Annotated in this window: 8 protein-coding genes; 2 read left to right on the forward strand and 6 right to left on the reverse strand. The window is 73.5% G+C overall.

Features of this window, described 5'->3' with window-relative positions; all coding sequences use genetic code 11:
- Positions 1-95: 95 nt before the first annotated feature.
- From ABD366_RS02245 to ABD366_RS02265, 5 genes are all read right to left on the reverse strand, one after another.
- Positions 96-983 (reverse strand): TylF/MycF/NovP-related O-methyltransferase, encoded by an 888-nt coding sequence (locus tag ABD366_RS02245; protein WP_324773300.1) that lies wholly within the window; start codon positions 981-983, stop codon positions 96-98.
- 27 nt (positions 984-1010) lie between these two features.
- Positions 1011-2144 (reverse strand): acyltransferase family protein, encoded by a 1134-nt coding sequence (locus tag ABD366_RS02250; protein ID WP_324773302.1) that lies wholly within the window; start codon positions 2142-2144, stop codon positions 1011-1013.
- Positions 2141-4039 carry a hypothetical protein gene (locus ABD366_RS02255; RefSeq protein ID WP_324773304.1) on the reverse strand — a complete coding sequence of 633 codons (1899 nt, stop codon included), beginning with the start codon at positions 4037-4039 and terminating at the stop codon, positions 2141-2143. The genes ABD366_RS02250 and ABD366_RS02255 overlap by 4 nt, the downstream gene beginning before the upstream one ends.
- A 257-nt stretch (positions 4040-4296) precedes the next feature.
- Complete coding sequence (locus ABD366_RS02260; protein ID WP_324773306.1) at positions 4297-5001, reverse strand: methyltransferase domain-containing protein; 705 nt, start codon at positions 4999-5001, stop codon at positions 4297-4299.
- Between the two features lie 109 nt (positions 5002-5110).
- Entirely contained in the window at positions 5111-7216 is a 2106-nt protein-coding gene (locus ABD366_RS02265) for a bifunctional glycosyltransferase/CDP-glycerol:glycerophosphate glycerophosphotransferase (RefSeq protein ID WP_324773308.1), read from the reverse strand.
- A 122-nt stretch (positions 7217-7338) separates the two neighbouring features.
- Between ABD366_RS02265 and ABD366_RS02270 the strand changes: the two genes are divergently transcribed.
- Positions 7339-10821, forward strand: a complete 3483-nt coding sequence (locus tag ABD366_RS02270) for a bifunctional glycosyltransferase/CDP-glycerol:glycerophosphate glycerophosphotransferase (protein ID WP_324773310.1) — start codon at positions 7339-7341, stop codon at positions 10819-10821.
- Positions 10818-12398: a hypothetical protein gene (locus ABD366_RS02275; protein ID WP_324773312.1), complete on the forward strand. Its 1581-nt coding sequence runs from the start codon at positions 10818-10820 to the stop codon at positions 12396-12398. The genes ABD366_RS02270 and ABD366_RS02275 overlap by 4 nt, the downstream gene beginning before the upstream one ends.
- On the opposite strand, the gene ABD366_RS02280 is transcribed toward ABD366_RS02275, so the two are convergent.
- Positions 12399-12812, reverse strand: coding sequence for an organic hydroperoxide resistance protein (locus tag ABD366_RS02280; RefSeq protein ID WP_324773314.1), 414 nt, complete (start codon positions 12810-12812; stop codon positions 12399-12401).
- Positions 12813-12865: the final 53 nt, after the last annotated feature.

A 12865-nucleotide genomic window follows, 5' to 3' on the forward strand; every position in this document is an offset into this window, starting at 1 on the left:
TCACCCGTCCTGGGCCATACGAGTGATCACATGTGCGGCCCCCGCAGCACGCGGCGCGGGGGCCGGACGTCCAGCACGTGCGGGGTGGGCGCGGTTCACGGCTTGACCGCGATGCGCCCCTCGTCCATGCGCAGCAGCAACAGCCGCTCGCCGGTCCGCTCCAGGAACTCGTCGACGGCCTGGCGGGAGCCCTGCCAGTAGCCGTAGTCGTCGATGAGCAGCACGCCGCCCGGCACCAACCGGTCGTAGAGGTGGTCGAGTTCGTGCTTGGTGGAGGCGTACCAGTCGGTGTCGAGCCGCAGGATCGCGATCTTCTCGGGCGCCTCGCCGGGCACGGTGTCCTCGACCTTGCCCTGTACGTAGTGGACGCGCTCGGCCGGGTAGGGCACCTGCTCGAAGCCGGACCTGACGTCGTCGAGGGTGGCGTACGCCCAGATCGCGTTCTCCTTGCCGTGCCGGGCGAGGATGTCGGCGGCCGGTGTGCCGTCGCGCCGCAGGTCCTCGTCGGTGGGCGGCGTCATGCCGTCGTACGTGTCGAAGAGGTACAGGTCGCGGTCGGCGACGCCGCAGCTGAGCAGCGTCTTCGCGCAGGCCTGCATCGAGCCGCCGCGCCACACCCCGCACTCGACGATGTCGCCCGGGATGCCGTGCTTGACGATGTGCCGGGTGGCGAGGATGAACGCGTTGAGCCGCTCCGGGGACGTCATGGTCCACGGCTTGACCGCGCGGATCGTCTCCTTGGCCTCGTCGTCGTAGTCGACGGGCAGGTGCAGCGCCTTGGGCTTGGCGGCCCTGCCGGGCCCGTCGGCATTCCCGGGCGCGGGTGGTGCGGGCTTCGGGGCCTGCGGGGTCTTCCGGGCCCCGGCGCGCGGAGCGGGCACCTGGGGTCGGGTCAACTGGTATCCGGTGAGCGTCCGGAGGGCGTCGTTGACAGCTTTCTTCCATGCCATGGGGCGGGACACTACGCCCAAATCACCCCTCATGTCACGCATCGTCAACTACCGGTCACTTTAGGTGCATTGGCGGCGTGTCCACCAGCGTCGGGCGGGTTCCTCGACGTAGGTGTACGCGGCCCAGGACAGGGCGACGACGACGGACGCGACGCCGAGCAGCGTGAACACGGACAGATCCGTGGGCGGCGTGCGGCCCCAATGGTTGAGGATCATCCGGTTCACGGTCTGGTGCAGCAGGTAGAAGGCGTACGACCAGGCGCCGAGCCGCACCATGACCGGCGTGCAGAGCCAGCCGCGCCGCCCGTCCCGTTCGCGCTGCACGTACGCGACGATCACGAGCACGGAGAACAGGGCCGCCAACGGGCGTACGGTGAAGCCGAGTTGAGCGGCTGCGGCCTCGCCGCACCAGGCGTTCCGGTGCACGTACACCACCGTGTACGCGGCGAAGAGGGCGGCCAGGACGCCGGGCTTCAGCGGGAGGCGCAGACCGCGGCCCACGGCGAGCGCAAGCGTGAGGCCGAGCGCGAACTCGGGCAGCCGGCCCAGCGGATGCCGCATCAGCCACTCGCAGTAGAACGGCGAAAGGTGCGTGGCAGCCCACCAGTTGACGGCCCACATGGCGACGAGCCCCGCCCCCGTGAGGCAGAGCAGGGTCCGCGTCCGCAGGCGGTAGGCGACCCGGATGACGAACGGGAACAGCAGATAGAAGAACGCCTCGACGCTGAGCGTCCACGACACCCCGTTGCCCGGGAACATCGGGACGACGCCGGGGAACCATGCCTGTACGAGCACCAGTGACGCCAGGAAACTCGGCAGGTCGAACGGCACGCCGCCCCACGCGTGGAACACCCAGATACAGGGCACGGTCGCGGCCAGGTGCAGCGGCAGGACGCGCCCCGCGCGACGCCGGTAGAAGTCCTTGGCGCCGGTCCCGGAGCGGTGCCCCCAGGCGAGCAGGAAGCCGGACAGGACGAAGAAGAAGTCGACGCCGTTGACGCCGATCGTCGTGTAGGGGAACAGCGCGGGCGCCTGGGCGACGCCACCGGTCGGGCTCGCGCCCGTGAAGTGGTGCGCGAACACGGCGAACGCGGCGAGGAACCGCAGCCCCGTGAGGGAGTCCAGGCGCTCGGCACGGACCGCGCGGGCGCGCCGCCGCAGGGGCGGCTGAGCGGGAACGAGCGTCGTGGTCATCCCGCCACCTCCCGGGCGATGGGTACGACAGGAGCGGCAGGCCGCACGGAGGCGAGCGGGATCGGCCGCACATCACGGTGCGGGGCTCCTCCGGGCGGGGCGTCCCCGGGCGGGGGCGGGGCCGGCAGGGCGGCCGGGGCGGGGCGCCGCGCTGGGCTGTCCGGCACGAGCCGGGCGCCGCAGTCGCCGAGCCGGCCGCCTTCGTGGTGCTTCTCGCGGTTCATCCGGTCGATACGGGGCCGCGCCCACTCCCGTACGGCGTCGACGCGGCGGGGGCCGCCGGGGACGGCGGCGGCGAGGACGTAGTCGCCGCCGTTGCCCTCCCGGTACAGCGGCACGTATCCGGCGGCGGTGAGGCGGGCGTCGGTGATGCCGGACTTCCCCGGCCAGGCACCGTGCGTGTGGACCAGCTCGGGGCGGACCTCGTTCAGCACATGGCGCGTGAGGGCGGCCTTGTCGTGGGCCGCGTACGCGTCGGCGACCGTACGGTCGGTGAGGCCCGCCACGTCGACGACCCGCAGACGGCTGGTGAGCAGCATGCCGCCGAGGTCGGGGAGCGCGGCGGTGGCACCGGGGCGCAGGCCGAGCCGGTCGGCGTACGCGTTGAAGGTGCGGCCGTAGCGGTCGGCGACCCAGCACATGGAGAGCGTCGGCTCGCGCCGGAACCCCTCGCCGCGCGCCTGCTGCCCGGCGATCGAGAGCACGAGGCCGCCCGTCACCGCGCAGCCGAGCAGCACCCGGCCCCGCAGCCCCGCGCCGCTCGCCACGGCGGTGACGGCGAGCGCGGCGACGGCCGAGCCGAGCACCCACACCGGGGTGGCGAACCGGTACAGCGGCATCCAGTCCCGGGCGAGCGCCCCGTACGCGAGGAGGGTGAGGGCCAGCGGCACGCACAGCACGCCGGTCACGCGCCGCGCGGGCCCGGGCCGCCCCAGGACGAGCCCGGCGCAGGCCACGCAGACGAGGACCAGCGCCCAGCCGGCGTAGCCGAGCAGCTCGCCGACCTTCGCCAAGTCGGCCGGTCCGGGCGGCTGTTGGGACTTGGCGACGGCCGTGTTGGGCACCCAGCGCCCGAACTCCGCGTGGCGCCACAGCAGGAAGGCGCCGTACCCCGCCCCGAACACCACGCAGTTGACCAGCGCCGCCCGCGGGGCGCCCCGGCGCCGCAGCAGCAGCACGGTCAGGGGGTACGCGGCGGCGAGCACGGCGCCGTCGGGGCGGGTGAGCGCGGCCGCCAGGGCGAGAGCGGCGGCCCCGCACGCGACGCCGAGCGCGGTCCCATCGCGCAGGGGGTTCGGTACAAGCAGGCCGCGTACGAGAAGGAGGGCCAGGGCGGCGGCGAGCAGCCCGTACAGGGAGTTCTCCAGGCCGGAGAAGCACCAGACGACGTAGGACTCGTTCACGGCGAGCAGCCCGCCCGTGCCGAGCACGACGAGCCAGGCCCGCGCGGGCAGCGCCGCCCGGGCCGCTCCCCCGACGCACGCCAGCGTCCCGGCGACGCACGCGAGGGCGAGGGCCTTGGGGAACAGGGCGAGGTCGCTCACCCCGGACCAGGCGCCGTGGTCGAAGAGGCCGAGGACCCGCCCGGCGAGCAGCAGGGCGAGCCATGCCGGGTTGGAGTACCCCTCGACGGCCGGGGCGCCCGCCTGCTGCACCGGGCCGAGACCGTCGCCGATGCTGCGTACGTAGGCGAAGGTGACGGCGGCGTCGTCGACGATCCACTGCCCGAGCCCGGCGGCGCGGACGGCGACGAGGACGGTGCCGCCGAGCACGGCGAGGGGCATGGCCCAGGAGCGGGCCCAGGAGCGGGCGCGGGTGCCGGGCGGGGTGCCGGCCCTGCGGGCGGCGGGGACGGCGGGGCGGGCCGGGGCAGCGGGCCGGTTCAGAATTTCCATCAGGAGACCAACCCCCGCGGGCCCATGCGGTCACTTGCTCTGGGCCACCCGGGTGACCCGGGCCGGCCGGCGGCGCGCTGCCCGGCCATGGGTCTGCCGTGGACGAGGCCGTCATGGACGAGGTCGTCACGGACGAGGTCGTCACGGACGAGGTCGTCACCAACAGGACCGGGCCGAAGCAGAGAAAGGGACATAGTAGGCAAATTACCCAAGCGGCCCAAGGCGCCCGCCGCCCGACACGGCACGCGGGCCGTCCGCTAACTCACCTGCGCGGGCACCCCCTGCGGCCCCGCGCACAGCTCGCGTCCGTCGACCGGCTCGGGGACCGGGACCGCGTCGACGCCGCCGACCCGGTTGGCCCACCAGCGGGACACTCCGCGCACGACGCCCATCCGCAGCGCCGGGTACGCCGGTGGCCGCCGGAAGACGCCGACCGTGTCGCCCCAGTAGGCGTTCTTGGCGTCGATGGCCTGGTAATCGTGGCGAATTCCCTTGAAGGGCGGGAAGTCCGTGTGCACCTCGACCAGTTCGAGCCCGGTGTACGCGGCGAGCGCCCGCATGCCGTCCGGGTAGTAGCGCCAGCAGTCCTGCTCGTCGTGCACATGGCCGCGCGAGGGCGCGGTGACGAAGGCGGTGCCGCCGGGCCTGAGCACCCGGGCGATCTCCAGCATCGTCACCCAGAAGAACGGGATGTGCTCGAAGGCCTGTCCCGAGAGGACGAGGTCGGCGCTGGTCGACTTCACGGGGACGCGGTACGGCTCGGTCATCACCCGGTCCACGTTGCGCCCGTCGAGCACGTCCACGCCGATGTAGTCGATGTCGTACCCGGCCAGCAGCGAGCGGTGCGTCCTGGTCTGCTTGTCGGAGACGCGCGCACCCAGGTCGACGACGCGGTGGCGGCCCTCGGCGGGCAGGTACCGCTCGACGCAGAGTTTCATGTGGGCGTAGGCGGAGGGGTGCATGGTCCGGTTCCTCTCGGCTCGGAGCGGCGGCGGAGCACCGCTCGGGACGGCGGCGGGGCGCCGCCGGGGCCCCTTCAACCGGCGGGCGGCCCGCAGGGACACGCGCCGGTCAATGCGCCGCCGCCCCGTCGAGGAACAGCTTGCGCACCACCCGCTCGGCCGCGCCTCCGTCGTCGTAGGCGCAGAACCGGTCGCGGAACGCGGCGCGCAGCCGGGTCGTCGCTGCGGTGTCCGCGGCGCCGTCCCGGAAGAGGGCGAGCAGTTCGTCCTCGGTCGTGGCGACGGCGCCGGGGGTGTCGCCGGGCCGGCCGGACAGGAGGTCGAAGTAGGTGCCGCGGGCCAGCCGGTAGGCCTGCCAGTCGGGGGCGTAGACGACGATCGGGCGGTCCAGGCACGCGTAGTCGAACATCACGGAGGAGTAGTCGGTGACGAGCGCGTCGGCGGCGAGGCACAGGTCCTCGACGCGGGGGTGCCCGGTGACGTCGATCAGCCGGGGGTGGGCGTCGACGAGGCCGGCCTCGTCGCCGTAGAAGTAGTGGGCGCGGACCAGGACGACGTGGTCGTCGCCGAGCGCGTCGGCGAACCGGGCGAGGTCGAGCCGGGGCAGGAAGCCCTTCTGGTAGTCGCGGTGCGTGGGCGCGTAGAGAACCGCCCGCTGCCCGTCGGCGATTCCCAACTGCCCTTTCAGCGCACGGACTTCGTCCTCGCCGGTCGTGTAGTAGACGTCGTTGCGGGGGTAGCCGAGCTCCAGCGGGGCGTACGCCGCCGAGGGGTACACCCGCTCCCACACCTGCGTGGAGTGCGGGTTCGCGGAGAGGCTGTAGTCCCACTGGTCGGTGTGGGCGAGGACCTTGGCGAAGCTGATGCCGTGCGTGCCCGCCGGGTAGCGGCGCTGGTCCAGACCCATCTTCTTCAGCGGGGTGCCGTGGTGGGTCTGGAGGTAGACCTGGCCGGGCCGCTTGGTGAAGCCGCCGGGGAAGGACGAGTTGTTGATCAGGTACGTCGCCGTGGCCATGGTCTGCCAGTAGCGGCGCGACCCCTCGATGACGTACGGGACTCCTTCGGGCACGCGCTCCTGGTGGCGGGAGGAGACGACGAAGACGCCCTTGATGTGGGGGGCGGTCCGGCGGGCGGCGGCGTGGATGGCGGCCGGATTGCAGCTGACGCCGCGGTTCCAGTACGCGCCGTAGACCGCGAGGTCCGGGTCGAGGCGGGCGGTGCGCAGATCGGTGCGGTAGGCGGCCTTCATGACGTGGGTACGCAGCTTCTTCTTGTGCCGCTTCAGCGCCGAACCCACCGACTTCTTCAGCCCTTCGGCCCTCTCCTGCTTCTGGTACGCGGTCCAGGACCCGGCGGCCAGCGCCTGTTCCCGCGCGTCCGCCGGGGTGTGCCCCCCGGGCCGGTGGGCGCGGTGCAGCGCGGCGGCGAGGCGGAACAGCTCGGGGCGGTCGGCGGGTGCGGTGCGGGTGGCGTCGTCGAGCACGTCGAGGACACGGCCGACGGCGGCCGGGAAGAGGCGGCGGGCGTCGACGGTCCCGGCGAGCACCTCGGCGTAGCGGTCCACGACGGTGAAGTGCCGGCGCCCCGGGGTTCCGGCCAGGCCGCCCGCGCGGCGCCTGCGCCAGCGCACGCAGGGGCGGGGCAGCGTCGCGAGGGTCTCCGCCTCCAGGACCGCACGATGGGCGGGGACGACGTCCTCGTAGGGCCCCTCTGCGGCGAAGGCGAGACCGCGCCCGGTCCAGAAGTCGCGGCGCACGGCGCGGTTCCAGGCGGCGGGGGTGACGGCCAGCGGGTCGGCGTCCGGGCCGAGGTCGTCGCCGCTCTCCCGGATCCTGTCCCACCAGTCGGTGCGGTCGTGGTCGTAGAGCAGGACGTCGGGGTCACCGGCCCCGGTCAGCGCGGTGTCGATCGCGGCGAGGGCGCCGGGCAGCAGGACGTCGTCGGCGTCGAGGAAGAGGAGGTAGCCCCCGGTGGCCGCGCGCACCCCCGCGGCGCGGGCGGCTCCGACGCCCTCACGGGCGGGCAGCGTGACGGCCCGCACCCGGGGATCGCGCTGCGCGTACTCCGCGGCGATCGCGCCCGAGGCGTCCGGCGAGGCGTCGTCGACGACGATCAGCTGCCAGTCGGTGTGACTCTGGCCGAGCACGGAGGCCAGGCACTCACGGAGATAGCCCTGGACGCGATAGGCGGGGACAATAACGGAGAATCGGGACATAGGGCAGGACGGTACCTCCGTCTGCCACGCCTGGAGAGAGCCTCCGGCCGGGAGGCCGCGGCCGGTTGACCCACACGGGCGAGCGCGCGAAAACTGATGACACAATCGGGCAAATACTGTGAATGTCACAAAAGCCTCGCGGCCCGCGCCTCAGCGTCGTCGTTCCCGTCTTCAACGTCGAGGACTACCTGGCCGAGTGCCTGGAGTCGATCGCCGCCCAGACCCTCACCGACCTCGAGGTGATCCTCGTGGACGACGGGTCCACGGACGCCGGCCCGGGCATCGCCCGCGCCTTCGCGGCCCGCGACCCGCGCTTCCGCTACGTACGGCAGGACAACGCCGGCCTGAGCGCCGCCCGCAACACCGGAGTGCGGCACGCCGACCCCGGCGCCGAGTTCCTCACGTTCGCCGACAGCGACGACGTCCTGCCCCGCGACGCGTACGAGCGGATGACGGCGAGCCTGGACCGCACCGGATCCGACTTCGCGACCGGCAACGTGTGGCGGCTGAACGAGCGCGGCCGGCAGCAGGCCTGGCAGTACAAATGGCTCACCCGGCGCCGCGAACGCACCCACATCACCCGCGACCCGCAGCTCCTCTCCGACCGGGTCGCCTGGAACAAGGTGTTCCGTCGCGCGTTCTGGGACCGGCACCAATTCACCTTTCCCGAGGGGAAGTTGTACGAGGACACGCCGGTCATGATCCCGGCGCACTTCCTCGCCGGGTCCGTGGACGTGCTCGACGACCACGTCTACTACTGGCGGGTGCGCGAGGGCTCCATCACCCGGCGCCGCACGGACGTGAAGGGGGTCCGCGACCGGATCGCCGCCTGCGACCACGTCAGCCGCTTCCTCGCCGAGCGCTGTCCGGACCGGCCCGAGCTGAAGAAGACGTACGACACGTCCTGCCTGCGCGACGACTTCGTGTACTTCATGGACGGGCTGCCGATGGGCGGGCCCGAGTACCGGCAGGCGTTCTGCGACGACACGGCCGCGTTCCTGCGCCGCGCCGATCCGGCGGTCGCCGACGGCCTCCCCCTCGACCTGCGCGTGAAGTGGCATCTCGTCCGCGAGCGCCGCGTCGACGACCTCGTACGCCTGCTCTCCTTCGAACGCCGCAACGGCACCGCCTTCCGGGTCCGCGGGGCGTTGCGGCGCAGCGCCGCCTATCCGGGCCTGGCCCGGCTGCCCGAGCACCTCGTCAAGGTCGGCCGTCGCGAGCTGCCGGTGGTGGCGCGGGTGCGCGAGACGGCGTGGGGCGCCGACGGAAAGCTCCGGATCAGCGGATACGCGTACGTGAAGAACCTGCCCGCCGGGCGCCCCGGGCAGTCGGTGCGCGCCGGCCTGCTCAGGGCGGCGGGCAGCCGCACGCAGCTGCGCCGGGTGCCGACCCGCACCGTCCCCGACCCGCTGGCCACCGCCCACTCCGGGCAGGAACTGCACAGCTACGACCACTCCGGGTTCACCATGACGATCGACCCGGAGAAACTGAAGGTGAAGGGGCGCCGGCGGCCCGGCACCTGGAACCTGGGCGTCGTCGTCGCCGGACCCGGTCAGCTGCGCCGGGCGGCGCTGCGCGCGCTCGACGGTTCGACGCGGCAGCACCTGGTGCGCGAATTCGGCGACGGGACCCGGCTCGTCCTCGGCCACTCCAAGGGGCGGCTCGTCCTGAAGGTCGTGGCGTACGCGGCGCTCGCCGACGACCATCACGCCGAGGACGGCAGCATGGTCCTCGCGGGGCGCCTGCTCGGCGGCATCGAGCCGCGGGCGCTGCGCCTCACGCACAAGCACTCGGGTGCGGAGTTCGACTATCCGGTGACGTGCGCGGGCGGCCGGTTCCTGGTGCGGGTGCCGTTCGCGGACCTGGCCGCGGTGGAGCAGCCGCCGCACCACGCGCCGAAGGAGGTCGAGCCGCCGCACGGCGACCGCTGGCAGGTCAACTTCCGTCTGCCGGACGGGAGTTCCCGGTCGGTGGCGGCGGCGCTCGACCTGCCGCCCGGCCGGTACCCGGCCGAGGGCCGCGAGCTGTGCGCGACCGCCGACGACCAGGGCCGGCTCGTCGTCGAACTGACCCGGCAGCCGGTCGCCGACCAGGTCGACTGGGCGGACGACGGCTCGGCCGTCGTGGCGGGCACGGCCTCCGCCCAGGGCTGGCGCCACCCGGAGTTCGTCCTGCGGCACAGCTCCACCGGCGAGGAGATCACCGCGGCCACCGCACACGCGGACGGCCGTTTCCGTACGGCCGTCACCGCCTCGGGCCTCTGGGAGGGCCGCTGGTACGCGTTCCTGCGCGAAGCCGACGACCGTCACGGCGACGGCGTCCCGATCCGCGTCCTGACCTCCGTCAGCACGGGGCTGCCGCGTCACCGGGGTACACCTGGTCAGCAGCCCGCCCAGGTCCGGGAGTTCACGCTCGACCGGCGTTTCGGGGACCGGCTGCTCGTCGAGGTGGGGCCGGTCCTGGCGCCGGCCGAGCGCGGCCCCTACCGTCGCCACCTGCTGCGGACCGTGCACTATCCGGCCCAGCGGCGCCTCCCCCTGCGGGACGCGGTCCTCTACGTCGACGGGGACTCGCCGCGCGCCGTCCACGCGGAGCTGGTGCGGCGCGGCGCCGACGTCGAGCACCTGTGGGTGACCCGGGACGGCCGCACACAGGTGCCCCCGGCCGCGCGCGGCGTCGAGGAGCACTCGGCCGAGTGGTACGCCGCCCTGGCCCGCTGCCGCCGTGTCGTCACCGCCCACCAGCTGCCCGACTTCTTCGAGCGCCGTGCGGGCCAGACCGTCGTACAGACCTGGGACGGCACCCCGCTGAAGCGGATCGGCGCCGACCTCACCGACACCCTGTACGCCGACCACGACCACCTCGCGCTGCTGCCGAAGCTGGCCCGCCAGTGGGACGTCCTGGTCGCCCCGTCCCGCTGGTCGGCCCCGCATCTGTCGCGCGCCCTCGGCTACGACGGCGAGGTCCTCCAGGCGGGATCGCCGCGCAACGACATCCTGTTCGGCACACCGGACGACCGCCGCGAACGGGCCGCGCGGCTGCGCCGCGACCTCGCCATCGACCCGGACAAGCGGATCGTGCTCTACGCGCCCACCTACCGCGACCACCTCGCGCACTCCCCCGGCCGCTTCCGCCACGAGCCGGCGTTCGACTTCGCCGCCGCCGAACACGAACTGGCCGCGGACCATGTGCTGCTGGTCCGCAAACACCCCCGGGCGACGGGCCGCCTGACCGGCGCACGCGCCCCGTTCGTCCGGGACGTCACGGGCCATCCCAGCGCGGCCGACCTCCTGCTCCTCGCCGATGTACTGGTGACGGACTACTCGTCGCTGATGTTCGACTTCGCGCACACCGGCCGCCCGATGCTCTTCCACACCTACGACCTCGACCACTACCGGGACACGGTGCGCGGCTTCTACCTCGACTTCGAGGACCACGCGCCCGGCCCGCTGCTCTCCTCGACGGACGAAGTGGTGTCCGCGCTGCGCGAGTTGGACACGGTCGCGCCCCGGCACGCGGCGGCCTACGAGGCGTTCCGCAGCGCCTACTGCGATCTGGACGACGGCGGCGCGGCGGCCCGGGTGGCGGAACGGCTGATGCGATGACCTCGCAGGACGCGCTGACACCACGGCCGGCGGCCACGCTCACCCGCGGAGCGGTCCGAGGCGCGACCGCCCTGCGCGGCGGCCGTTCCTGGCGGCCCACGCCGTTCTTCGTGTGCGGCGGTCTTTTCTGGCTGGTGATGACGCTCGCGTACTGGCGGGTGCCGATGTGCTGCGACTTCGGCCAGCACGCGGCGGTCGTCGAACGCCTCAGGGCGTCCCTGCTCCATCCCCGCCACCCCATGGCCGACCTGCCGGGCGCGGGCAGCCCCTACTACTCCCCGTACGCGCTCGCCCAGGGCGTCTTCGCCCGCGCGACGGGCCTGGCGGGCTGGGAGGTCGTGAAACTGGCGGGCCCGCTCAACCTGCTGGTCCTGCTGAGCGGCCTGAACCGCTTCGTACGCACCCTGACGTCCCGCCCGTGGGCGCCGGTCCTGGCACTGCTCGCGATGGTGCTGCTGTGGGGCACCCGCACGGCCTGGTGGAGCGGCTACCTCGGGCTGCTCTCGATGACGGGCAACCTCGGATATCCGTCCACGTTCGCGATCGGCCTGACGTTCTGGGCGTGGGCGGGGGCGGCGAAGCTCCGGACGGGCGGGCCGTGGTGGGGATACGGCGGTCTGGGCGTACTGATGGGCGTCATCCTGCTGATCCACCCGATCACGTCGGTGGCCGCGCTCATCGGCCTCGGGGCCACAGCGATCCCGCCCCCAGGCACGCGAAACCGCGCGCGCAGCCACAACCGGGCGACACTGTCACCGCTCACCGGATGGCCGACGGCGCTCCTGGCCACAGCGGCGGTCACGTCGATCTGGCCCTACTACGACGTCCTGTCCCTCGTCGGGGACAGCAGCGTCGATCACATCCACCGCCAGCTCTACACCGAGATGCCCGCCCGGTTCTGGCTGGCCCTCATCGGCCTGCCGGCGCTCTGGCTGCGGTTCCGGCGCGACCGGCGCGACCCGCTGGCCGTCATGTTCGCGCTCGACGTCCTCGTGATCGCGTACGGCTGGGTCACGGGCCACTACACGTACGGCCGCATCCTGGGCCTGACGCTGGTCCCGCTCCAGTTCTCCCTGGCCATCGCGCTCGCGGCGCCCCGGCCCTGGGCCTGGCCGCGCCGCACCCTGGGCCTGTGCGCGGCGACGGGCGCGGCGCTCGGCTTCCTCACGGTGCAGGCCGGCGCGGTCGTCCCGCGCGGCTTCGACCAGCCGCCGATGTGGCCGACGTACGTCTGGGCGGCGCAGCACATCCCGCCCGGCGACGTGGTCCTGACCGACGGCTACCGGCCGACCCGCTCGCTGCCGGGCTACGGCCCGAACCTGCTCGCCCCGGCCTGGCCGGACCCGGCCCTGGACGAGCGGGAACGGGAGCGCCGTCTGACCGCGGTGCGCGCGTACCTCTCGCCCGGGTCCACCCGCTCGGAACGGACGGCCGTCGCGCGCCGGTACGGCGTCCGCTGGCTGCTGCTCGACAAGAGCCAGAGGCTGCCCGCGGAGGCGGTGATGGTGGCCTGGAGCCCCCGGACCGGCGAGGTGCTCGCACGGGTCGACGGGGGCTCGCCCAGGGAGAGTCGATGACTACTCGATGACGAGGTCGACGTCGATGTTGCCGCGGGTCGCGTTCGAGTACGGGCACACCTGGTGGGCCTGCTCGACCAGCTTGCGGCCCGTCTCGGCGTCGACCGAGTCGGGCAGCTCGACGCGGAGCACGACCGAGAGGCCGAAGCCCTCGCCCTGCTTGCCGATGGAGACCTCGGCGGTGACGGCCGCGTCGCTGACGTCGACCTTGGCGGAGCGGCCGACGAGCCCGAGCGCGCTGCCGAAGCAGGCCGCGTACCCGGCGGCGAAGAGCTGCTCCGGGTTGGAGCCCTGCCCGTTGCCGCCCATCGTCGTGGGGATGCCGAGCTGGAGGTCGATCACGCCGTCGGAGGAGACGGCGCGCCCGTCGCGGCCGTGGGTGGCGGTGGCGACGGCGGTGTAGAGGGCGTCCATGAGGGGCTCCTTGCGTACGTCCGTGAAGTTCTGACAGCCACAAGTAGAGCACG

It is taken from the genome of Streptomyces kunmingensis, from assembly GCF_039533535.1.
Classification (GTDB): domain Bacteria; phylum Actinomycetota; class Actinomycetes; order Streptomycetales; family Streptomycetaceae; genus Streptomyces; species Streptomyces kunmingensis.

What these genes read in the sequence shown, in the direction of transcription:
- ABD366_RS02245 (WP_324773300.1), bottom strand. Translation starts at nt 983, where the DNA reads ATGAGGGGTGATTTGGGCGTAGTGTCCCGCCCCATGGCATGGAAGAAA.
- ABD366_RS02250 (WP_324773302.1), bottom strand. Translation starts at nt 2,144, where the DNA reads ATGACCACGACGCTCGTTCCCGCTCAGCCGCCCCTGCGGCGGCGCGCC.
- ABD366_RS02255 (WP_324773304.1), bottom strand. Translation starts at nt 4,039, where the DNA reads ATGGAAATTCTGAACCGGCCCGCTGCCCCGGCCCGCCCCGCCGTCCCC.
- ABD366_RS02260 (WP_324773306.1), bottom strand. Translation starts at nt 5,001, where the DNA reads ATGCACCCCTCCGCCTACGCCCACATGAAACTCTGCGTCGAGCGGTAC.
- ABD366_RS02265 (WP_324773308.1), bottom strand. Translation starts at nt 7,216, where the DNA reads ATGTCCCGATTCTCCGTTATTGTCCCCGCCTATCGCGTCCAGGGCTAT.
- ABD366_RS02270 (WP_324773310.1), top strand. Translation starts at nt 7,339, where the DNA reads ATGTCACAAAAGCCTCGCGGCCCGCGCCTCAGCGTCGTCGTTCCCGTC.
- ABD366_RS02275 (WP_324773312.1), top strand. Translation starts at nt 10,818, where the DNA reads ATGACCTCGCAGGACGCGCTGACACCACGGCCGGCGGCCACGCTCACC.
- ABD366_RS02280 (WP_324773314.1), bottom strand. Translation starts at nt 12,812, where the DNA reads ATGGACGCCCTCTACACCGCCGTCGCCACCGCCACCCACGGCCGCGAC.